Below are 22,483 nucleotides of genomic sequence, written 5' to 3' on the forward strand. Positions count from 1 at the left end.
GCTCGGGGCCGTGGTTACGGGGTGGGTTGTTCGGTGCCGGCCAGGGTGCGTATCAGGCGTGCGGTGGCGGTACCGGACACCTGCGTGGGCGCCCCGGAGATGGGGGACTGGTAGGTGTGGGTCACCGTGACGGTGATCTGGGCGTCGGCGACGGTGACCGTCCCGGTGACCCCGGCGGTGTCCAGGTAGGCCTGCGCGGCGGCGCGCGCGGCATAGGGGTCGACCTGCAGGGTCCGGGTCCCTGGCTGGGTGGCGGCGACCTGTTGTCCTGCGGTCCGGGCGGCTTGTGCGGCCAGGTCGTTGGCGCGCTGCTGGGCGTGCAGCGTCCCGCCGAACTCGACGACGAACGCCGCGCACGTCAGCAGCACGCCGACCAGGACGACGAGGAACGGCAGCGCGGACCCGGCCTCCGGGTCGTGCCCGGCAGTACGCGAACGGGGTCCGGCGCCCCGTTCAGGGCGGCGGGCGGCGGATGGTGGGTGGGAGCTCATTGGGACCTCCACATGTCGACGGGGGAGGACATGGACGAACTGATCGCCAGCCGGGCGGCCACGGGCAGCCCCAGGCGGATGGCGTCGAGGTGGCAGACCACGGTCGCGGTGACCGTGGCCGGTTGCCCCGCCGGGGCCTGCAGGCCGGTAGCGTCGACGGTGACGTCGGTGGCCGCGCAGCGCAGGCCCTGGTTGGCCAGGGACATGCCCGCCGCCGTCGACGCGTCGGCCTGCGCTACCCAGGCGGTGCGGGCCAGGGAGGCGGTGCGGGCGGCGTCGGATGCCGCCGACTGCACGGACAGCTGCGCCAGTACGAACAGGGCGCCGAAGATCACCGCCCAGCCCACCAGCAGGATCCCACCGATCGTGACCGCGACCTCGATCGCCACGACCCCGGCCTCCCAACCGGCGCCCGTGGACGGTCCGGCCACAGGGCGCGGGCGGGGGCCAGGCCAGTGGTGCGCTCGTCGAGCGGTTGCCTGTGACCGTTGGGCCGCCGCCGCGGCCGGTGGGGTGGTCATGGCCCCTCCAGGCCGGTGGGGGCGGTGAGGCGCTCGACGGGCATGGACGCGCTCTGCGTGACCGGCAGGCTCCCTCCCAGCAGGGAGTGGGCGCTGCCGGTGAGGGTGACCGTCGCGGTGGTGTCGGTGAGGGTGACCGTCGCACTGGGGGTGAACAGCAGGCCGCGCCCGGCGGTGTTCGCGAACTCGACGGCGGCGGCCTGCCCGGCCTGGGTGGTGCCGCCCTCGGCGGCGGCCACCCGGGCGCCCTCGCTGGCGGCGGAGATCGCGATCTCCCGGCCGACGAGCCACAACATCGCCTGGATGATGGCGATGATCAGGAGGAGCACCAGTGGGAACAGGATTGCGGTCTGGATCGCGGCCTGCCCGGTCTCCCGCCCACCGGCCCGACTATGCGCCCACGCTACCGCCCTGGGCCGGGCCTGGGTCGGGCGCCGTACCGGCGCGAGGGCGCGATCATCCCCGACCACGGCGGTGGCCGGGGCTGGTCGCGGTGCGGTGGTCGGGGTGGGCACCGGGGTCCTTTCTGGTCGGCAGGCGGGTCCTGGGTCGGTGGAGAGCCCTCGGCGGCGGGGCATTCTGGTTGGTAGGTGTGCGGGGTCAGACCGGGGTGAGCATGCGCATCACGGCGGGCGCCATGAGCAGGAGGACGAACGTGAGTGCCATGAACGCGCCCGCGACGGCCATGCGGACCGCGATCGCGTTGGCGGCGGCCAGGTCGTGGTTGCGCAGGGCGTTGCGCTGGGCGTCGGCGCTCTTGCGGAGGCTGTCGTAGATCGCGGTGTTCTCGGTGCCCGCCTGGTCCAGGGTCTCGGCCAGATCGCGCAGCTCGGGCACGGCGATCTGGTCGGCCAGGTCTTTCAGGGTCTCCCAGGGCCGCACCCCGGACCGGCGTGTCCTGGCCAGGGCCACCTCGATGCGGTTCAGGACCCATGACGGGCTGTCCTGGGCGGCGTCCTCCATGGCCTGGGCGACGCCGGTGCCGGTGATCAGCCGCTGGGCGAGCTGCGCGGTGTACAGGGACAGACCACGCCGGAATTCGGTGCGGGTCTTGGTCGCCCGGGTAGCCACGGTGTAGTGCGGGATCTGGAACATCGTGGCGGCCAGCAGCACGGTCGCGGCGACCGGCACGGTGAACGACAGGCCGGGGCTGAGCAGGCCGAGGGCGGTGACCAGCAAGGGGGCGGTGACCAGGCCGGCCAGGGCGCACAGGACCTGTTCCCCGTAGAACCGGGTGGTCGGGATGCCCAGCAGGGCCAGGTCCTTGGTGGGTGTGCGCAGCCAGAGCCGCCCGGGCAGCGTGTTTTGCGCCCACCGTCCCAACCGGTCCGTGCTGCCTTGTGTCGAGCTGTGGGTTTGTGGGGTGCGCGAGGGGTGGGTTGCCGGTGCCAGGCGGGTCAGGGCGTCGGCCAGATCGACCTGCCGGGGCCAGAACCGGGCTACCAGCATCACCAGGGCCAGCGCGAGCGACCCTCCGCCCAGGCCCGCCCAGCCCAGCGTGGTCATGGTGTGCTCCCCGGGCCGGTCGGTGCGCCGCGCAGCGCCGGGCCCGCAGGGAGCTGTGGCGCTGCGGGCGGGGTGGGTGCGCCCGCCCGGGTTGGGCGGGTGGGGGTGAACAGGCGGGCGGGGCCGGGGCCGTTGGACATCCGGTTGAACCAGACCAGGTTCAGGGCGAACAGGCTGGCCAGGATGAGGAACACCAGCTGGCCCAGCGGGGTGCGGTAGGGCTCGATGTAGATCCCGTTCAACAGCATCACGACGACCGTCCCGACCACCAGGACCGTGATCCAGGTCGCGGTAGTGCGATAGGTGGCCCGGTTGGCCTGGACCTCACGCTCGCCGCGGACCTGGGTGGCGACGTCGTCGGCCAGGTCCTGCAGCACCGTGGCCACGGGGCCGCGCAGCTCGATCGCGGTGGCCAGGGACTGCGCCACCATGTCCGCGGTCGGATCGCCCAGCTCGTCGGCGAACGCGAGCAACGCGCCACGAGCGTCCCCGCGCGATTCCAGCCGTGCCGCCAGACGGCGCACCTGGGGCGCGATCGGCGCGGGAGCGGACTTCGCGGACGAGGTCAGGGCCTCCTCCAGGCCCTTGCCGGTCACGAGCGACGCGGCCAGGGACCGGGTCCAGTCCTGGATCGCTTCCAGGCGCGCGATCCGCTCGACCTGGACCCGGTTGGACAGCAGCGCCGGGACCCCGAGCGTGGTGACCGGTCCGACAACCGCCAGCAGCGGCCACCCGGTGGTCAGCCAGCCGATCAGCCCCGCCGTGACGCCGACCGCGAGCAGGACCCGGGTCCGGCGCGGCACCCGCACCAGCGCTGCCCGCGCCCGGCGGACCAGGCCCACCCGGGGCGGCCGCGGGACCTGGGGTGCGGGTTCGGGCGCGGGCAGCAGCACGTAGACCAGGCCCACCAGGCCCCCGACGATCATCGCCCCCGCCACGGCTGCGGTGATGATCATGACCGCACCTGCGTACTCGGATGGGCGGAGGCGGGGTGGTTCAGCTGGTCGGCGAAGCCCGCCAGGTCGAACCCGTAGGCCTCCAGCCGCTGGTACTCCGGGCCGGGCATGGTCCTGGCCACGGCGGCACCGGTGGCCCCGGGGGCGAAGATCTGCGTGGCGGCGTACCCGGTCTCGCGTTCGCCCGGCGCGACCGAGATGATCTCGGCGACCTGGCGGCGCGGCGTCCGACCACCCTGCTCGTCGGAACCATCGCCCTGGTCGGAGCCGCCGTGCGTGTCGGATCCGTGGTGCTCGTAGGACAGGTCGATGTACACGATCAGGTCGATCGCGCGGGCCAGCTTGAAGGTCGCCAGCTCGGGGGTGACCTGCGGCCCGCTCTCCATCATGCAGGTGACCAGCTTCCCGATCGTGTCGATCGCGCTGGTGGCGTGCGTGGTGGACAGGCTCCCGGTGCCGGACTGCATGGCCTTGACCATGGGCTCGGCCTCCGCGCCCCGCACCTCGCCGACGATCAGCCGGGACCGGTTGTACCGGAAGGAGCGCCACAGGGCCTCGTCGATGGTCGACTCCCCGGCCGGCCGCCCGTCCAGGCCGACCTCTCCGGACCCGGGGCGGGCCTCCCACGCGATCACGTTCGGTCGCAGGTCCTGCAGCCCGAGCTCGTACTCGGTCTCGAACGTCGCGATCCGCTCGCTGTCCGGGATCTGGTCGCACAACGCGCGCATCAGGGTCGTCTTGCCCGCACTGGGCGCGCCGGAGACCACGATCGACTTGCGGGCCCGGACCGCCGCGGCCAGGAACGAGGCCGCCACCGGTGACAGCATGTCCAGGCTCACCAGGTCGTCCAGGGTGACCTGGACCAGGCGGTGCCGGCGGATCACGACCACGGGCCGGTCGGTCACCCACGCGGACGCGGCCAGGCGTGCCCCGCTGTGCGGTAGGCGCATGTCTACGTACGGGCTGCGTTCCGAGAACGGCCGGGCACCCGACTGCGACCGTGACGCGATGTCCTGCACCAGGCTGATCAGCTCCTGGTCGGACTCGGCGACCGGGTCACCGGCCACCCAGGTGCCGTCCGCGAGCTGCAGCTGGACGTCGCGGTGGCCATAGATCTCGATGTTCTCGACCTGGTCGTCGTCCAGCAGCGGCTGCAGCCGCCCCATCCGGAACTGGGCGTTGAACACCGCCTCCGTCAGCGCCTCACGCTCGGCCAGCGTGAACGGCTCCTGGTTGCTGTTGCGCCGGTCGGCCGAGGCCCGGTTCACCAGCCGGGTGATCGTGTCCAGACCCTGCTCCTCCCGCACCAAAGGGTCCGTGCCGGCGGGAAACTTCTCGGCCTGCGCGGCGGAGACCTGCTTGCGCAGGACGTCCACCAGGGACCAGTCCACCGGCACAGGCACCACGCGATCTCGCGCCCCGCCCGCCGCAGGACCGCCCGCGGGTTGCCCGAGCCTGGCCGGGGGCTGTGCCACGGCGGCCTCGTCCGGGCTGCCGCCGGCTCGGGGAGCTCCGGTGCCGACCCAGGGGTTGGCCGGGCGGCGCCGGTTGGGCGGCAGGTCGCGGGGCACCGGACGGGTGAAGTAGGGCAGGCCCGCCGGGCCGGAGGCCGGCGAGGTGTCGCTACGAGGTTCGGCTGTCATGCCCGCTCCCTTCGCTGATCAGCAGCAGCGGCGGTCCACGCCGCCGCCCGGTCCGGCACCCGACCAGACGCCTCCCCCGGCACCTCGGCCGAAGGTGGCTCCGACGTGGACGGTGGTGCGCCGGTCGTGACGCTCGCGTACAGGGCCTGGGCAGCGGCGTGCACCGACCGCGCGAACGCCCGCCTGGCGAACGGCCGCCGGAAGAACCCCGTCCGGGGCGTGGCCCCCCTGTGGTACACCGCCGCGTCGTGCGGGTCGAACGCGATCGACGCCACCAGCGGCAGGCCCAGGAGCTTGGCCGCCTCGCGCGCCGGGTACGGGCTGCGGGATCCGACCGCCAGCAGCCCCGCCTGCCGCCACGGGCGCGTGCGGGCGACCAGGTCGGCATGCGACCTGGTCGCGGCCAGCGCCGGCAGATCCGTCCGGGTCACCAGCAGCGTCGAGGCCGCCCGCTCGAGCACCAGATGCGGCGACGCGGCCATCTCCAACCGCCCCGCGTCCACGATCGCGTCCTGCCCGGACGCGTCCAGGCCGGTCAAGGCGTCCATCAGCGCGGGCCACAGGCCGTGCAGCTCACGCGCCTCGATGTGGGACCGGGCGCCGGGCACGAACCGGACCGTGTCGCTCAACCCGACCGCGACCCGTGACAGGGCCTGGTCGACCGGTTCGGCGGCGAACGCGACATCCAGCAGCCCGGCATCGTGGTCCCGGGCACCCTGGAACCACCCGGCCAGGATCGCCGACCCGCCCACCGGGTCGGCCTCCACCAGCATCACCGGGCGCGGCCACGCCAGGGCCAGACCCAGCGCCGTGGTGGTGACCCCCGGGGACCCGGACGCCGAGCACAACGCGATGACAGCCATCAGCCCTCCCCGCCTCCCGGTGTGCCCGTCGGCTCACCGGTATCGGTACCGTCGTCGAGACTGCCCGTCTCCTCCGGTGCAGTGGACTCGTCAGGGGCACTGGTCTCCTCCGACGCCGGTGTGCCGAGCTCGCGGGAGTCCAGGACGAGCGTGACCCTCCCGGCGGCCGCCTCGGCGGCCAGGGTGATCGCCTCCTCGTGGGTGACCAGGACGTCGACCACGGTCTGCCCGTCCGGTGCGGGCGGGTTGACCGACACCACCTCGGCCTCGTGGAACGTCGGCGCCTGCTCACTGGCCGGGTCGGTCGACGTCACCACCGCCCGGACCTGGTCCCCGGGCAGCAGCGCGAGCCCCGGGGAGGCCGGCGGCGGCAGCACGATCCCGAGCACCGACATGCCCGACGGCGGCACCAGCTGTTCGGCCACGACCTCCGGCGTCAGTGCCGACCCGGCCGCGACATCCCATGCGGCACGTTGCCCGACCACCTCGGCCCGCGCCCCGGCCTCGACCAGATTCAGCGCGACGTCGGCGCCGACCTGCGCCTCGGTCAGGTCCTCGGCACCGATCACCGAGCCGCGCACGATCGTGTCCCGGGCCACCAGCACCGTGCGGGTATCGGTCAGGCTGGTCACCACCATCACCCCGCTCAGCGCGCCGATCCCGAGCGCAGCGACCACCACCACCCACAGCACGGGACGGCGACGCAACCTCGGCGGCCCGGTCCTGGGTCCCGTCGGCGGGGCGCCGGGCGCCGCCGGTCCCTGCGTTGTCGTGCTCGTCATACCTGCCCCCTCGACCGCTCGTCAGTTCACAAGCACCTGTGCCTCACCGACCGAGACCTGGACACTGCGCGAGAGCCCGTCCAGATCCAGGGAGCCGGACTGCCCAGCCCCGCTCCAGTCCACGACCCACTCACTCGTCGCCGTGACCGTGTACCGCTGCCCGGGCTCATACCCGGACTCCCGGGTATAGGTGTGCCCGCAGTCCGGCGACGGCGCCCGCCCGAACCGGGCCTCGTACGGGGTGCCCGTTCCCGTGCACACCACCTGGGTCCCGTCGCCCATGTCCCACACGATCCGCTCGACCCGCGCCGTAGCGGTCACCGTCACCGACCCCGCCGTCGCCGTACGAGTGATCGGACCGAACGTCCGCTCACTCGGATCCTGGACCCACAACCACGTCGGCAACCCCACAATCCCCGCACCATCCGGCGTCGGCGACATCCCGATCTCGATCGCACGCAGATTCATCCGCTCCACCGCGATCTGCGCCACCTCACCCGGCGTCGGACCAACTTCCGCTCCGGCAGGCGGGTCCGCCAACCAGACCGGGTACGTCGGGCTGCCGGCCACGTTGTAGCAGGCGTAGATGGCTCCCTCACCGGGCGGGTGTCCCTCCCATTCAGGCGCGGTTGCCGGCGGCTGAGGGTCCAAAGGCGTGCGGCTCACATAGCAGTTCGAACCGTTCCTCCAAATGCCCTGTTCGGTAGCGCACGGCACGGGAAACGAGTTGCCTCCACCGGACAGAGACGTGCTGATCCATGTGCATGCCGAATCCCGCCCGGCGCCTTTCGTGGGTTCCGGATCGGAGGCTGGGAGCGCCGCATCGTCAGAGGGCCGCTCAGGCACCGATGGCGCGCCAGGGTCCGTCGCGGTGATCCGACACCAGCCCGTGTCGCGACCGACCTGGCAGTCCGGCTCGTCTCCAAATGCGGGAGTCGCCCAGGGCACCAGCAGAACGACCGCGAGAGCGACGATCACGAGCCGGCGCACGGCGCCTTCTCCAACGTCTCCAGGGCCGCGACTCGCCACCCGTCAACCGGATCGTCGTCATAGTCATAGTTGGCGACCTGAAGACGTTCCCACGCCCGGTCGGCCCGCTCGGGGCTGACTACGGAAGCTCCGGCCGAATCGAGGATGTCGACGTTACTCACGTCGTAGCAGACGTCCACCTGCACGGTCGGGACGAGTCCCGCCTCCGGGTCAGTGTTGTCCAGGCTCACCGACTGCACCACGACGTCAACCACCCGGGTACGCCCGGTCTTGTGCCACCCGTTTGCGCGCCACTGCTCCAGGTCTGCCCGGAGTACTTCGAGCTCGACGCTCGTGGCGACACGCTTGAGGCGGGACAGCGGTGCGTCCTGGTCGGCTCCGACCTGGTCGACGAGCGCGTAGTACTCGTGGACGAGGTCCTCGGCGTGTGTTCGCGCGAGTGCCGTTGGATCGGACGGGCTGAGCGATGGAGAGGCGGAGACCGGCGGCGACGGCGTCGTTGACCCGGTCGGCGGCGGAGTTTGTGAGGCGCTGGGGCTCGGCGTGCACCCGGCGGCCAGGGCGAGCAGCAGAGCGGCCGTGAACAGGGGGCGACGTGCAGTACGCATGCTGGGGAGCCTGCCTCCCTCCGCGCGCCGTTGGGACGACGCACGGTGGTCTCCGTCGAGGTCGAGAGTGCCACGCGGGTGAAAACTGCGGGCAACCATTACCTCCGATCGGGCAGGAATGTGCAAGGTAATTGACCGGTCTGTTACGTGCACGAAACACGGCGCCCGGCGCGCGGATGCGGATCTCGTCAATGTCGTCACGTCGCGAACACTGGCAGGCGAACGCACCATTTTCCGCACACCGCTCGGACCGCACACTATGGTGTGCGGCGGTGTTTGCGCAGGTCAGACGGCGCACACCAGTTCGTCCAGAGACCGGCTCGCGGCTCCAGGATCCGGGTTGGCGAGGCGTTGAAAGGCTCTATTGGACAATTGTCCAAGTCGCCGCACACCACGGGTGTGCGGCTGCAGGGGCACACAAGGCGGAGAATTCATAATGCGAAATCATGGGCTGTCGTGAGGGACGAAGGCAGGCCGTCCGGGTGTGCGGTCGGTGTGCGAGGCGCCCTCGGTCGGGGCGGCCGTCGTCGAGGCGATAGATGGTCCGGGGAGCAAGGGTCTCGCCCGCGCCGGTCGCCCGGACTTCGTCGGTGATCGGGCTCGGTGCTGTCCCAAGGAGGCGTCGCCGTCGCGACGCTCACCCGTAGGCCGGACATGGCGTCCGTGGTGCCCCGATAGGGCCGGGGCGGCCGCGCCTCGGTGCCGTGCCTGTGCCCGCGTTCGGGTGGGAGTGATTGCACGTGCCCGGTCTGAGTGTCGTCCGAACCGGGTAACGCCGCGCCCCTGGGCCGGATGCGGAGGCCTGCGATGGATCTACGATCGATTCTGCGACCGCCGGGCGGCCGGTCTGTGCGAGTACACCAGGAGCGAGGTTTCGATGGCGCGAATGACAGGTGGGGAGTTGTGGATCGCGCGCGACGATCTAGGCCTGGGTCGGGCTGAGCTCGCCAGCATTCTGAATGTGACCCCGGCGGCCGTGTCTGCCTGGGAGCAGGGCAAGTCGCGTGTCCCCCACCGGGTCACCGACACGATCCACGACCTCCAGAAGGTCAGAGAGGCGGCTGTCGCAGACCTGGTCGCCGAGTTGCGCGCGATGGCTGATCCCCAGGTTGCGCTTTACTGGACGCCGGATGCCGTCCCACCAGGGCGCGATGGCGCCGTGCGATACGGCTTCGATTGGTGGCGCCAGGTCGTCCGCGAGGCCAGGAGGCAGGTCCCGGAAACACGTGCCGGAAGCCCGGAAGAGATCGCGGATATTCGGCGTGAAGAACTGGACATCGAACGACAAGAGCGCGGCGAAAGAATGCCGGAAAAATAGGCTCGATATCGCTCGATTCGACGCGCTAAATGCCGCCGCTCGGGATAGAATAAAGGCAACGGCCACAGAAATCGTCTGGGCCAGGACGGCAGAAGGAGCCGACCATGTCTGTGAAGACCGAGAACAAGAACGTGCCGAAGGCGGCGGGTAACACCGTCGAGCGGGCCGAGTTGCGGTACGTCGACCCGCGTACCGTGAATCTGGGGACCAACGTCCGCAGCAACGTCGAAGAGACCATTGACCCCGACTTCGTAGACAGCATCCGCGAGCTGGGGATCCTGGAGCCGCCCAGCGTCCAGGTGGAGCCGGACGGGACGCTGTGCCTGTTCGACGGCGGCGCTCGGCGCACCCTCGGGGCGATCGCGGCGGACCTGGCAGTCTACCCGGTGGTCGTGGTGGCCAAGAGCAGCGCCAGTGCAGCAGACCGGCTGGAGAGGCAGTTCCACGAGAACGACCAGCGGCGCCCGATCACGAACGCCGACCGCACGGCCGGGTACAAGCAGATGGCGCTGTTCGGCCAGACGGCGGCGCAGATCGCCAAGCGCACCAAGACCACCACGGCCACGGTCAAGGCCGCGCTGAGGGTCGCTGACTCCCAGACGGCGCGGGCCGCCCAGGTCAAGCACAACCTAACGATCGAGCAGGCCCTGGCGATCGATGAGTTCAAGGACGACGACAAGGTCGTCGCGAAGCTGACCGAGGTCGCCACTACCGACCCTGGCCAGTTCGAGCACGAGGTCGAGCGACGGCGCGACGAGCGCCAGCACGCCCAGGAGCTGCAGTGGGCTCGCAAGGCGTTGAGCGAGGCTGGTGTGCGGGAGGTCCCGAACCCTGGCTACGGGAACACGAAGGTCACGCGGCTGGGTGACCTGGCTGACGCTCAGGGCAACCGCTTGACCGAGGAGACGCACCGGAACTGCCCCGGCCACGCCGCCTACTTGGAGGGCGGGTACGGCGGTCCCTTCGTCCCGAAGTACGTGTGCACCGACCCGAGGGCGAACAAGCACGCGAAGGACGGCCGCGTCCTGGGGACGCCGCTGAGCCCGAAGGAGAAGGCCGAGCGCGCCGCAGTGCGCAAGTACAGGGACCGGTGGGCGACGCCCACCAAGGTTCGCCGCAGGTGGCTGGCCGACTTCGCCACGAAGCACACCGCGCCGCCGGGTGCCGACGAGTTCATCGCGATGTCGGTGCTGGAGGACGGGGACGGCCTGGCCAAGGCGGGTAACACCGGTCACGCTCTGGCCGCCGAGTGGCTGGGCATCAAGAACGTCCAGTACGGCGGAGCTCACAAGGCCATCGCCGAGATGATCCAGAAGGCGGCCAAGGCGGGCAGGCGCGGCCGGGTGCGGCAGATCGCCTTGGTTCTGGCACTGGCGACCGTCGAGGCTCGCACGAGCAAGGACACTTGGCGCAGCACCCGCGAGGCCCGGTACTTCCTGGCCCTGCAGGCGTTCGGGTACAACCTGGACGAGGTCGAGGAGATCGCGGCAGGCCTCCGGACGGCCGTGCCGGACGACCCGACCCTGCAGGCGGCAGAAGCGAGCACCGCACCCGCGCCGCTCGTGCCGGTCAAGGACACCGCCTCGACCGGCGGTACGACCAACACCACCGGCCAGGGCACGCGAAACGGCCCGGCCAAGGACACCAACGCCGACCCGACCCCGGGCAAGGCCGCGAAGGCAGACAAGGCTCAGCCCGCGCGCAACCCGCGCAAGGCCACGACCCGGACCACGACCCAGACGGCCAGCACCACGAAGGACGGCAAGCCGGAGTCCGCGACGCGGCAGCCGTTGAAGCCGCAGACCAACGCGACGCCCGCGCCAGAACCTGCCACGGCCGGATCCCGGTAGCAGCAGCCGGGTAGCGCCTGGAGCCGAAGAGGCCGTCACCCCGCCCCGGGGGTGACGGCCTCTTCGCATGCCCGGCGAGGGAGGTGTGGGAGTGGGCGCGCCGAGCGTGGGGGTCCCATCTCCGCCCCTCCTCCCGCCGCCAGGCCACCGAGCCCGCGCGCCGCACAGCACCGCCCGAGCACGCGACGCCGACGACGCGTCCGAGCCACGAGCACGCCACGCATCCGCGTTGTGCTCGCCGTGCTGTCGTGCGCGCCCATGGCCTTGGCGTCGGGGCTCTCTGCCGGGCCGGCCCCTGTCGTGGGTCACACACCTCTTGCACAGCCGTGAGCGGAGTCCCGAATGTCAACTCTAAGTTGACACGCTCCGGCCCTGACCGGGAGGGGTGGGGGACGTGATGACGGTCCACGTGCTGAGCGCGGGCAGCGGGTACACGTACCTGACCCAGCAGGTCGCCTCCGGGGACGTCCCGCGGGAGCGGGGGTTGTCGTTGACGGCGTACTACATGCAGCACGGCAACCCGCCCGGCCAGTGGGTCGGCACGGGGCTGGACCAGCTCGGGGTGTCCGGGCACGTGTCGGAGAAGCAGATGAAGTCGTTGTTCGGGGTGGGCCGTCACCCGGACGCGGGCCGGCTGGAGATCGAGGCGCTGGCCCGTGGCGCGTCGAAGCATGACGCGGAGCGGGCGGGGTGGATCGGGCGGGCGTTCCCGAGGTTCGAGGCCCGCCCTGATGACGGGTTCCGGGCCGGGTTGGAGGCCGCGTTCGAGCGGTTCGCGACCGAGCATGACCGGCCGCCGGAGCCGGGGGTGGAGCGGGACCTGATCCGGTGGAACGTCGCCCACGCTCTGGCGCAGCAGGAAAAGAGCGACAAGGGCGGTGGCAAGGTCACCGACGCGGAGGTCGCTACCTGGTTGGCCAAGCGGGGGCAGCAGCCCCGCCGTGCGGTAGCGGGGTATGACCTGGTCTTCACACCCTCGAAGAGCATCAGCGTCCTATGGGGCCTTGCCGACCCGGCGACGAGAGAGGCCATCACCCAGGCGCACACCGACGCCTGGCAGGACACCTTGGCGTGGATCGAGGCGGAGGGGGCGTTGACCCGGGAGGGTGCGGGTGGTGTGCGGCAGATCGACACCCACGGCCTGGTCGCGGTCGCGTTCGACCATTTGGATTCTCGGGCGGGGGACCCGAACCTGCATACCCATGTCGCGGTCTCGAACAAGGTCCGTGGCGTCGACGGCGGGTGGCGGGCGTTGGACGGGCGGGTCCTGCACCACCTGGCTGTGACGGCCAGCGAGCGGTACAACACCCGGATCGAGCAGCTGCTGGTCGACCGGCTCGGGGTCGTATTCCACACCGAGACGAGGGGTCGGGGCAAGCAGGGTGTGCGGGAGATTGCCGGCATCCCGAAGCAACTGCGGGATGTGTTCTCGCGGCGGCGGGCGGCGATCGAGGAGTCCTACGAGACCCTCCGCGCGGCCTACCGGGCCAAGCACGGGCATGAGCCGGGGACGAAGACGGCGTTCGGGCTGACGCAGCAGGCCAACCTCGACACCCGCGAGGCCAAGGGCACCCCGGTGGGCTTGCGGGACCGCCTCCCGCAATGGCACGCAGTGGCTGCCCGCGTCCTGGGCGGTGCGGACGGGGTCGCACGGATGCTGAGCACCGCGCTGCACCCCCGCCCCGGGGCCGGCCGGGTCGTGGTCGACGAGCCGGAAGATCTGTGGCGTGCGGTCGCCCAGGACCTCGCCGGGCGGGGGGTCGCCCGGTGGGCTGCGCAGGACGTCACCGACGCGGTCGAGCGGCTCGCGCACCGCTGGCCCCGCGCGCGGGTGTTCCGGCCACTGCGGTGGCGCACACCGACCGCCCGCCAGGCCCTGCTCACCCATCTCGCGGGCGGGGTCCTGGCCGGTGGTGACCTGGTCGACGCATGCCTGCGGAACGTGGCCGACCGGCACGCGACCTGGACGGCGTACACCCTGCAGGCCGAAGCCACCCGCCTGGCGCGCGAGCATGCCCCCACCGGCACCGACCTGCTCGCCCTCGCTGCGACGATCACCGGGCACGCCGTCGCGGGCAGCCTGCAAGTCACTGCGCCGGAGGTGAACGAGCCGCCAGATGTGATGCGCCGCAAGGACGGCGAGAGCGTGTACTTCGTGCACGGCTCGAACCGGTACACGTCGCTGGCGGTCCTGGAAGCCGAGGATCAGCTCCTGACCGCCGCCCGCACCCCCGGCGGCCTGATCATCGACCCGGCGGTGGTGGACCACGCGATCGAACGGGTGCGGGTAGAGACCGGCCGGGTCCTGAACCCGGGGCAGCGGGACCTGGTCGCGTCGTTCGCGGCCAGCATGAGCCTGGTGGCGGGGATCGGCCCGGCCGGCACCGGCAAGACCACCGCCATGCGCGCCCTCGCGACCGCCGTCCAGGAATCGGGTGGCAAGCTCATCGCCCTGGCGCCGTCCGCGGCGGCTGCGGAGGTCCTCGGCGCCGACCTCGGGGAGGACATCACCGCCGAGACCCTGGACATGTTCCTCCTCGCCGCTCAGGGCGCCGGCGGGGAGCGGCTGCGTGAACGGCTGCGTGTGGAGGAGGGGACGGTGGTGCTTGTGGACGAGGCCAGCCTGGCCGGCACCCTCGCCCTCGCCCAGGTCCTGACCATCACCCAGGCCGCTGGCGGGAGTGTGCGGCTGCTCGGGGACCCGGCCCAACTCGGCGCCGTCGCCGCCGGGGGCGCCCTGCGGCTGATCGCGCAGCAGGCCGGGGCGGTCGAGCTCACCCAGATCCACCGGTTCCACACCCCGGGTGAGGCCGAGGCCTCCCTGCAGATCCGCGAGGGGGATCACCGGGGCCTGGACTTCTACATCACCGGCCACCGCACGCAGGGTGGGTCGGCGGCGCAGATGGCGGAGGAGATGTTCGCGAACTGGCAGACCGACTCCGACCACGGGCTATCCACGATCATGATCGCCGCGACCAACGACCTGGTCACCAGCCTGTCCGCTCGTGCCCGGCTGCACCGGGTTGCCCGGGGTGAGGTCGAACAAGATGGCGTGACCCTGCATGACGACACCCGCGCCGGTGTTGGGGACGTGATCGTGACCCGGCTGAACAACCGGCACCTGCACGCCGAGCAGGACGACGGGCACATCGACTGGGGGCGGGGCTGGGTCCGTAACGGTGACCTGTGGCGCGTGATCGCCCGCGGTCGCGACGGTGCGTTGCAGGCCCGGCACCTGGACACCGGCGCCACCGTCGCACTCCCGGCGGACTACGTCGCCGAACATGTGGAGCTCGGGTACGCGGCCACGATCCACCGGGTGCAGGGCATGACCGTGGACACCAGCCACGCGATGGTCGGGGTCGGCATGACCCGCAACGAGCTCTACACCGCCATCACCCGCGGACGGGACTCCAACCGGGTCTACGTCGAGGTCGAGGACGTCCTGGACCTGGACCCGCACCGCCAACCCGACACCGAGCGGGCGGTCCTGAACGCGCTCAAAGGCGTCTTGGACCGCGACGGCGAGGAGAAGCCCGCCCACCGGGTCATCGAGGACGACTGGGACTACGCGCACTCCCTGGCCCGCCTGGTGCCGGAGTACGAGGACGCCTACATGGCGTTCCTGGAACCCGACCGCACCGGCCGCCTGGCAGAGGCGGTCCGCGCCGTGCTGCCCGAGCGGATGGCGACCGTCGTGTTGGCGGACGAGGCGTGGCCGGCCCTGGCCAAGCGCCTGTCCCAGCACGACGCCGCCGGCACCGACCCCGAAACCGTCCTCCGGCGTGCCTCAGGGGAGGGCTTCAGGGGCGCGAAGTCGATCGCGAAGGTCCTGCACCACCGCATCGGTTTGCCCCAACCCCACACCCGGGACGCGCGCGGGTTGCCGGTCTGGATCACCACCGCCCCCGACACGACCCAGAACCTCCTCTGGGAACGCGCCACCGCCGCGAGTATCCGCGAGCCCGGCACGACCCGGACGCAGGGACGGGAGCACACCGGCCTGGCCACGACCGCGGTGGACGGTCCGGCGGCCCGCGCGACGCCCGTGGATGTGGGGGAGCGGGCGCTGGTGGTGGAGATCACCGCGCACGCGTGGGCCTGGTGGACCGGGCAGAATCCCAGTAAGGCGTGGGCCACCCGGTACATGACCAGCCGCGGACTGGCCGACGCCGAGTGGGGTGTCGCCCCGGCATCCTGGACCGGCCTGACCGAGCACCTGCAGACCCTGGGGTACACGCCCGACCAGCTCGTGACCGCCGGGGTCGCCACCCGCACCCGGGGCGGGCGGCTGGTCGACAAGTTCCGGGACCGGATCGTGTTCCCCTACCGCGACCACACCGGGGCCGTCGTCGGCGTCACCGCCCGCATCAACCCCAACCACGACGACACGGGTGCGGGTGGTGGACGTACTCCGAAGTACCTGAACAGTCCCGAGACGGCCGCCTACCGCAAGGGTGAGCTCCTGTACGGGCTGGACCCCCACGCGGCAGCCCGCCTGGCGGCCGGGGCGCGGCCGGTGCTGGTGGAGGGACCCACCGACCACGCCGCCCTCCACCTGGCCGCCACCCGGCTCGCCCAGCAGACGGGGATCGAGATCGTGCCGGTCGCGGCCGGCGGCACCGGCATCACCCCACACCACCTCCAAGCCCTACGCGAAGCGACGGGGCGGGACCTGACCGACCTGATCGTCGCCCTGGACCCGGACACCGCCGGGCGGACCGCCGCCGCTCGCCTCTGGCAAGCCCTCACCCCGACCGAAGCCGCTCACGCCCAAGCACTGGACCTGCCCGCGGACCCGGCGCAGGTCGCCGTCGACGACCCCGACGTCCTCGCCGCGTCCCTGGCCGAGCCCTTGCCGCTGGCCTGGTTCGCGATGGAACCCAACCTCCAGCGCATCCGATCCTTCGACCACTTCGACCGGCAGATCATCGTCCTGCGGGCCCTGGTCGACCACCTCTACGACCGCGTCGAACCACTGCAGTGGCCGACCCTGGTCGACCACATCGCGCGTACCGTCGGCGACACCCCCGGCGCCACCACGCACGCACAGCTGGACGTCGGCTCGGTGCGGCAGGTCCTGACCGACCACCTCTCCGACAAGATCCTCGCCGGCGCGCTCGCCGACCTCGGCCACGACATCAACCCCACCCATGACGTAGCGGGGGCTGGGCGGCCACCCCTGGTGACCGACCCGCTCGTGCAGGCCTGGTTGGCCCGGCACGCCGACCTGGTCGCCACCCGCCTGAACACCCTGGTCAACCGGGCACTCACCGACCCGGAACTGTGGATGGAGTCGATCACCCCACCACCCCCACCCGGGCCCGCCCGCGACGCCTGGACCGCGGCGATGCGACAGGTGCTGGCCTACCGTGACCGGTACCAGATCACCGACCCGGTCGACCCGCTCGGGCCGCGCGTCGGGGAGGGCGAACGCGGCGACGCGTACGCCATCGCGGCCCGCGCCCTGGGGGCCATCACCACCACCGGCGACACCGAACTGCGACCTGTAGCCAGGTCCGGGCCGCGGCCGATGGAACGCGCCCCGGCAGTCCTGGCCGACGCCCGAGCCCGCACCGAGCGGATGCGGCGCGAGGCCGACGAACGCGCCCGCCGCGACCATGCCGAGCGGGAACGCGAGCGCGAAACCAGTCGGACTTGGTAGTCAGGAGCGCCCACGTGTCGCATCGCTGGCGGCCCCGTGACCACCAGTAGCGGTCTACCAGTGCGGCGGCGACCTGGTGCGGGTCGCCGGTGGCGATCAGGCGCTCGGCAACCAGGACCTGGCGGCAGGATAGACCCGTAACGGTGACGGAACGCGGCGCCGCAGGCACGGCCGGCCGGATCGTGGCACGCTGGCGGCGCCGGGCGGCCACGAGGCAAAGGAGACGGGCATGACTGAGACGGGCGTGACATCGGCCTTCGAGCAGCCGAGCTCCGGTATACCGAGCCCGGAGCGGATCCGTGACCTGAGCGATGCGCAGATCGAGGCCGCGTTCTCGACTTGGCTGACCTACCACAACACCCCGGAGTACCTGACCGGCCGCGAAGCGGTGATCCGGGCGGCCGGTGGCAGCCTGGACAGACTGTCCGAACCGACCGAGGCGGACGCGACGCTGAGCGCCCTGACCGTCGCCGTGCGAGAGCGTGTCGGTACCCGCGTGAATCTCCTCTCGCCGGTGCGATGGGCCTACCTCGCCCGCACTCACCCTGATGCCGTCACACCCGAACAGGCACACGCCCTGACCGCAGGCTGGTCGGCAGCGACTGCACCCGACCCCGGACCATGGTGGGCACGGTTGTGGCGCGCACTCAGCCAGCGACGCCCCACCAGGTGACCCACGGCGGACCCGCGCACACGCGATAACGCCACTGGCGTCGCCGGGCGACCCTCACCGCACATGCATGGGCGCACCACGAGCGTGGCGACAACGGCGCAGAACAGGCCTCCCGGGGAGCACGCCGGCGGCGGTCGCCGCGCCTTGGCGCCGAATGCGAGCGTCGAACCGTGCTCGATACGTCACCGGCGCCAGGCCCCAGGCCCGCCGTGGTCTACGTGGCCTTGAGGAACTTCTCGATACCGCGCAGGTGATCGTCGGTCAGCCCAGGAGAGGACGTCGGCGTGACCAGGAGAACACGCTCCGGCTCGTACCGGTCCAGCAACGCCGACCGCGTGGTCCGGCTCAGGTCGTCATCGGTGAACACCAGCCGGTCACCCGGCGCGCTGCGGTCCTTGATCGTGCGGACCTTCCACCAGCCCTCCGACTCCGGCGACGGTTCACCCGGACTCGGGGTGGCGACGTCGAACTCGTCCAGGCCGATCCGCGGCGCCAGGACCGTGCTCGCCTGAGCTCCCCAGGTGGTCAGCCACACGATCCGTGCCAGGCCCGCCCGAGACACAGCGTTGATGGCGTCCACGACGGCCGGGCGCCACCAGACCGGAAGCTCCGTGACCACCGAACCCTCGTGGACGGTCACGGTGGTGTGCTCGAACTGGTCACGCTGGCGGCGCGATGGCTGCGGGACGGCGTTGATGACGCCGTCCACGTCCAGGTACCAGGTCGGCGTGGTCATCCGTCCTCCTCAGCGCGCATCAGCCGATCGTCCGGCTACGACCAGGAGTCTGCCCGGTTGCCGCTCCCACGGTGTGGTCGCCTGGAGTGAGTATGCCGGGTCGCATCCTCGGGCTGGGGCGTGGCCGGCGGCGGGTCACCGGTCGGTCGCCACAGCGCCGGAGAGCTCGCAGCCGTTGTGGCTCAGGTGCGATGGCTGCCGTCGGCGCGGCTCGGTAGGGCGGCGATCATCGCGTCGGCGTCGTCCACCCCCACGAGCACCGACGTGGCCTCGGCACGCTTGAAGAGCTGGACCCGTGCGGGGACCGGACGCGACAGGCCGAGCAGCACCAGAGGGGAGGCCGCTGAGCGCACCAGGGACACCCGCCCGGTGGCGGCGTCGAAGCCGGCGCCCAACTCGGCCGGCCGGGTCGCGGTCGGCAGGTACTGGCCGGCCGACTTCACGTCGTCCAGGGGGACGTCGACAGTGGTGACCCACCCGAGCCGCAGCCGGAGCACGTCCGCCGTGAGGCGGTGGCGCGACCACAGCGCAGAGGCGAACGCCAGGAGCAGCGCGAGCGTGAGCCCGCCGACGACCACGTCGACGACGAGCGCCGCCGGCCACGGAAGGAAGGCCGCGGCGATCCAATGCAGGACCGCCGCCTCGAGCACGCCGAGAACCGTGATCCCTGCGAGCAGCGCCCACCACTGACCACGACCACCTGATCCGAACGACACGGGCACAGCCCAGAGGCTACGCCCGCCCCGCTCACGGCCCGTCGGTAGGTCGATGCTCAGGGGTTTCGTCCAGGTCCAATACGCCCTGGGACAGGCGCCTGGCGGTGGTCTCGCACTGCTCCTCGCGGGCCTCGATCAGGACCGCGGACCGCCCGGTGTGCCGGGCGGCGACGCCGGTGGAGCCGGAGCCGGCGAACGGGTCCAGGATTCTGCCGCCGGGTGGGCAGGCGTAGCTGATCAGGAGCTCCAGGACGCCCACGGGTTTCTCGGTCGGGTTGATGGTCCCGGTGCGGTTCTTCGGTGCGTACAGGACGGACTCGACCAGGCGGGTACCGGTCTCCACCCAGGTGGAGGGCCCGTACCCGCTGTGAGTGGTGGGCCCGGTGTGTCGGGTGGTGGCGTGGGCCTGACGCCCGGGCCGGTGCTGCCGAACCCGGGGTGCCTGGTGGTACAGGTCGCGCCACGCGCCCTGGTAGAAGTGCAGGATGTGCTCGTGCACGCGCCGGAACCGGTCGACCGCGGGGCTGGTGGCCCGGCCCTTGTCCCAGACGACGTCGTGGGACAGGCGCCAGTCGGTGAAGTCGGCCCAGTGGTCCAGGAACATCCGCATCGACCCGAACGACCACATGCTCCTGGTGTGCCCGGCGACCAGGTGGGGCCATCCGGTGGGGTAGACGTCCCAGCCCAGGTTCGTCTCGCCGTAGGGCGGGTCGGTCACCACCAGGTCGAACGACCCGAGCTGGGGCAGGACCTCGAACGCGTCACCCAGGTACAGCGTCACGTCCTGATCACTGAAGTACGGTTCCATCCGGCTCACGACCCCGCCCCTGGTACGGCGCGACGAGGACGGGGTGCGGTCGGCGGCACGGGCCGGGCACGAGAAGCTGTCATACCCGCAAGGTGACCCGCCACCCCCACGGAGGCGTCCGCGCCGCACCCAGAGGTGCGCCGGTCACTGGGGGTCGCGATCTACGCCTTCCAGGCTGTGGCAGAGGGCTCGTCATCATCGACGGCTCAGCCCGGTGCCGCTACGCGGCGTCGCCGACACGACGACGATGGCCACGATCCTGCGAGCCGCCGGCGTCGACGAGGAGGCCGACCAGAAAGACGGCAGCGAAGCGGCAGAATGACCTCACACCTCGTACGGCGGATGAGAGAGAGTGGGCCGATGGCACGGAAGTGGATCGGGCGGCGTTTCGTCACCAGGACGAAGCACCCGCAAGAGGCTGGACGGACGATCCAGATCATCGGCCGGGCCGACGGCGTTGCCGGGATGTCGTTCCGCGTGAGGAACATCGCCCACCCGGGCAACCCCGCAGCGGTCGGACGCGAGAGCACGATCAGCGCGGTGACGCTGGAGAAGGCATGGACACCGGTCGATGCCGACACCGGACCGGACAGCGCAACCGGTCCCGGCTCGCCGGCCGGGCGGCTGCGCACCCTCAGGGCGCGCGTCGATGCGTCGCCCGACGACGTCGACCTCGCCTGGCTGTGGAGCATCGCGAACCAGCACCTGAGGTTCGTCGCCGACGTCAAAGCGTCCGTGGACGGACTCGACACTGACGCCGAACACGGCAGCCCAGAACCATGGGCCGACATATTGCTCCGTCGTCTGGACGCCGCGCTCGCACGCTTGCAGTACTGACGGCGAGGAGACGTCCACACAGGACCACCGCTCATGTCGTGAGAGAGACCTCGCGATGTGTGACGTATCGCGAGGGCTGTCTCTCGTAAGAACCGGCGATGGTCACGGGCTGCCGTGAGGTCGCGGGAGGCCGCCACCGTGGCCGAGGCACCCCGGCTGCCCGAACCGGTGCTGCTGGCCATGAGGTCCGATGCGAACGAACGGCAGTAGATCACCAAGGCCATCGGCAAGGTCTCGACCCACCCCGGGGCCTCGCACCGTCGCATCGTTGCAGCGTCCGAGACCTGGCGACCGGGTGCGCTGCGTTCGGTAGTGTCCTGTCGTGCAGGCCAGCGGCGAGTCGCGACGTGGAGCCGGCCCTGCCCACGGTGTCGTCGGTCCTGCGGAGCGTGCATGAGCAACCTTCCCGAGCCGCTGCCGGCGCAGAGCCCGTGCGGTTCCTGCCCCTACCGGCGCGATGTCCCGTCCGGGGTCTGGGACGCCTCGGAGTACGAGAAGCTGCCCCGGTACGACACGGCCACGCGAGACCAGCCGGGCCAGTTGTTCCTGTGTCACCAGGTTATGTACTGCTCTCCGCAGGGGGTCGCAGACGTAGGCACATGGGTCGGGTTTGGCTTCTGCGACAACGGTCCTCGGCGTGCCGCACACGTTGACGCTGCGAGCCTTCTACGTTCGGAACGTGGCAGGCCGCGGGGGCGCGCTGGTGTACTCGGCCCAGTTCGCCCGTGCTCTGGGCGTCGATGGCTCGGTTCTCACGCGGCGCGCTCTGGACCGGCCGCTGGAGCGTGCCGCGCCGATGGGTTCGCCGCATACGCTGCTGGTACTGGCGGATTCTCGGGCCACTAGCCGCCGGTGACGAAACGTCATCCGACTCGCAGGACGCCAGGTCTGACCAGGCGAGTCCTGCGTACGATCGCTTCTGACCAGCCTGACGAGCATCGACGAGAGGCGGTTCATGGCAAACACCGAACTGTGGGGTGTACTCGTCGAGGGCCCCGTTATCCAGACCCACGCCACCGAGCATATGATGAACCGGTGGGCCGACCAGTTGCAGTCGTTCTGGGGCTCATGGCCCCTGCGTGTCCGGCGCGACAGCCCGGACGATGACTGGCGGTTGACTGCCGACAACAGGCTCAGTGCCGACGAGCGTGCACAGGTCGACGAACTCCTATACCGCCTCAACGAGGCCCGGCGACGGCACAGTGACGGCTGAGACGCTCGTTGGAGTATGCGTGAACGATCGACCCGCGCCGCTCATGGCCAAGAATCTGTGCAAGTCGCGCCTGTATCGGCGTGAAGCGCCCCATGGGTTGTGGCGTCGCGACGAGTACGCCTCCTACCTGGCTTGCGACGCCAAGACACCAGATCGGCCGGGCTCCCTGTTCCCCACTTGGCTACGGAGGTGAGGACGGACAGTATTTGGAGCCCTGTTTGGGCCCGTTCTCGTCCCACTAGTGGGGGTTGCACACGTAGGCGAAGGGGCGCAAGGTCGGGAGTCTGCGACGAGAACCTTCGGCGTG

The 22,483-nt window shown here is 71.4% G+C and carries 20 protein-coding genes; 7 read left to right on the forward strand and 13 right to left on the reverse strand.

Going from position 1 to position 22,483, the window contains the following annotated elements:
* Positions 1-14: 14 nt before the first annotated feature.
* From AC0QU1_RS05210 to AC0QU1_RS05255, 10 genes are all read right to left on the reverse strand, one after another.
* Positions 15-491, reverse strand: a complete 477-nt coding sequence (locus tag AC0QU1_RS05210) for a TadE/TadG family type IV pilus assembly protein (protein WP_483574906.1) — start codon at positions 489-491, stop codon at positions 15-17.
* Positions 488-880, reverse strand: a complete 393-nt coding sequence (locus AC0QU1_RS05215; RefSeq protein WP_483574908.1) for a pilus assembly protein — start codon at positions 878-880, stop codon at positions 488-490. The genes AC0QU1_RS05210 and AC0QU1_RS05215 overlap by 4 nt, the downstream gene beginning before the upstream one ends.
* A gap of 128 nt (positions 881-1,008) precedes the next feature.
* Entirely contained in the window at positions 1,009-1,341 is a 333-nt protein-coding gene (locus AC0QU1_RS05220) for a pilus assembly protein (RefSeq protein ID WP_483616394.1), read from the reverse strand.
* A gap of 271 nt (positions 1,342-1,612) precedes the next feature.
* A complete protein-coding gene (locus tag AC0QU1_RS05225) occupies positions 1,613-2,518 on the reverse strand; it encodes a type II secretion system F family protein (protein ID WP_483574912.1) in 906 nt (301 codons plus the stop codon).
* Positions 2,515-3,474: a type II secretion system F family protein gene (locus tag AC0QU1_RS05230; protein ID WP_483574913.1), complete on the reverse strand. Its 960-nt coding sequence runs from the start codon at positions 3,472-3,474 to the stop codon at positions 2,515-2,517. Before AC0QU1_RS05230 ends, AC0QU1_RS05225 begins: the two co-directional genes overlap by 4 nt.
* Positions 3,471-5,117, reverse strand: a complete 1,647-nt coding sequence (locus AC0QU1_RS05235; RefSeq protein WP_483574914.1) for a TadA family conjugal transfer-associated ATPase — start codon at positions 5,115-5,117, stop codon at positions 3,471-3,473. Before AC0QU1_RS05235 ends, AC0QU1_RS05230 begins: the two co-directional genes overlap by 4 nt.
* A complete protein-coding gene (locus AC0QU1_RS05240; protein ID WP_483574916.1) occupies positions 5,114-5,980 on the reverse strand; it encodes a CpaE/TadZ family protein in 867 nt (288 codons plus the stop codon). The genes AC0QU1_RS05235 and AC0QU1_RS05240 overlap by 4 nt, the downstream gene beginning before the upstream one ends.
* Entirely contained in the window at positions 5,980-6,762 is a 783-nt protein-coding gene (locus tag AC0QU1_RS05245; RefSeq protein ID WP_483574917.1) for an SAF domain-containing protein, read from the reverse strand. Before AC0QU1_RS05245 ends, AC0QU1_RS05240 begins: the two co-directional genes overlap by 1 nt.
* Before the next feature lie 21 nt (positions 6,763-6,783).
* Positions 6,784-7,089: a hypothetical protein gene (locus tag AC0QU1_RS05250; protein ID WP_483574918.1), complete on the reverse strand. Its 306-nt coding sequence runs from the start codon at positions 7,087-7,089 to the stop codon at positions 6,784-6,786.
* Positions 7,090-7,736: 647 nt separating this feature from the next.
* On the reverse strand, positions 7,737-8,360 hold the full coding sequence (locus AC0QU1_RS05255) for a hypothetical protein (RefSeq protein ID WP_483574919.1): 624 nt from the start codon (positions 8,358-8,360) through the stop codon (positions 7,737-7,739).
* 877 nt (positions 8,361-9,237) lie between these two features.
* Between AC0QU1_RS05255 and AC0QU1_RS05260 the strand changes: the two genes are divergently transcribed.
* From AC0QU1_RS05260 to AC0QU1_RS05275, 4 genes are all read left to right on the forward strand, one after another.
* Positions 9,238-9,678: a hypothetical protein gene (locus AC0QU1_RS05260; RefSeq protein WP_483574921.1), complete on the forward strand. Its 441-nt coding sequence runs from the start codon at positions 9,238-9,240 to the stop codon at positions 9,676-9,678.
* Positions 9,679-9,782: 104 nt separating this feature from the next.
* A complete protein-coding gene (locus tag AC0QU1_RS05265) occupies positions 9,783-11,528 on the forward strand; it encodes a ParB/RepB/Spo0J family partition protein (protein ID WP_483574922.1) in 1,746 nt (581 codons plus the stop codon).
* 397 nt (positions 11,529-11,925) lie between these two features.
* Positions 11,926-17,193: a MobF family relaxase gene (mobF, locus tag AC0QU1_RS05270; RefSeq protein ID WP_483576632.1), complete on the forward strand. Its 5,268-nt coding sequence runs from the start codon at positions 11,926-11,928 to the stop codon at positions 17,191-17,193.
* Between the two features lie 229 nt (positions 17,194-17,422).
* A complete protein-coding gene (locus AC0QU1_RS05275) occupies positions 17,423-17,866 on the forward strand; it encodes a hypothetical protein (protein WP_483574923.1) in 444 nt (147 codons plus the stop codon).
* A 214-nt stretch (positions 17,867-18,080) separates the two neighbouring features.
* Here the strand turns inward: AC0QU1_RS05275 and AC0QU1_RS05280 are convergent, their stop codons facing one another.
* The 3 genes from AC0QU1_RS05280 to AC0QU1_RS05290 form a co-directional block, all read right to left on the reverse strand.
* Positions 18,081-18,602 (reverse strand): HAD domain-containing protein, encoded by a 522-nt coding sequence (locus AC0QU1_RS05280; RefSeq protein WP_483574924.1) that lies wholly within the window; start codon positions 18,600-18,602, stop codon positions 18,081-18,083.
* A gap of 182 nt (positions 18,603-18,784) precedes the next feature.
* Entirely contained in the window at positions 18,785-19,318 is a 534-nt protein-coding gene (locus tag AC0QU1_RS05285; protein WP_483574926.1) for a hypothetical protein, read from the reverse strand.
* 31 nt (positions 19,319-19,349) lie between these two features.
* Positions 19,350-20,126 (reverse strand): DNA-methyltransferase, encoded by a 777-nt coding sequence (locus AC0QU1_RS05290; RefSeq protein WP_483576633.1) that lies wholly within the window; start codon positions 20,124-20,126, stop codon positions 19,350-19,352.
* Positions 20,127-20,486: 360 nt separating this feature from the next.
* Between AC0QU1_RS05290 and AC0QU1_RS05295 the strand changes: the two genes are divergently transcribed.
* The 3 genes from AC0QU1_RS05295 to AC0QU1_RS05305 all read left to right on the forward strand — a co-directional run bounded on the left by AC0QU1_RS05295 (position 20,487) and on the right by AC0QU1_RS05305 (position 22,176).
* On the forward strand, positions 20,487-20,963 hold the full coding sequence (locus AC0QU1_RS05295) for a hypothetical protein (RefSeq protein ID WP_483616396.1): 477 nt from the start codon (positions 20,487-20,489) through the stop codon (positions 20,961-20,963).
* A gap of 393 nt (positions 20,964-21,356) precedes the next feature.
* On the forward strand, positions 21,357-21,809 hold the full coding sequence (locus AC0QU1_RS05300) for a DUF6283 family protein (RefSeq protein WP_483574930.1): 453 nt from the start codon (positions 21,357-21,359) through the stop codon (positions 21,807-21,809).
* A 109-nt stretch (positions 21,810-21,918) separates the two neighbouring features.
* Complete coding sequence (locus tag AC0QU1_RS05305; protein WP_483574932.1) at positions 21,919-22,176, forward strand: hypothetical protein; 258 nt, start codon at positions 21,919-21,921, stop codon at positions 22,174-22,176.
* Positions 22,177-22,483: the final 307 nt, after the last annotated feature.

The organism is Promicromonospora noduliphila (assembly GCF_056951025.1).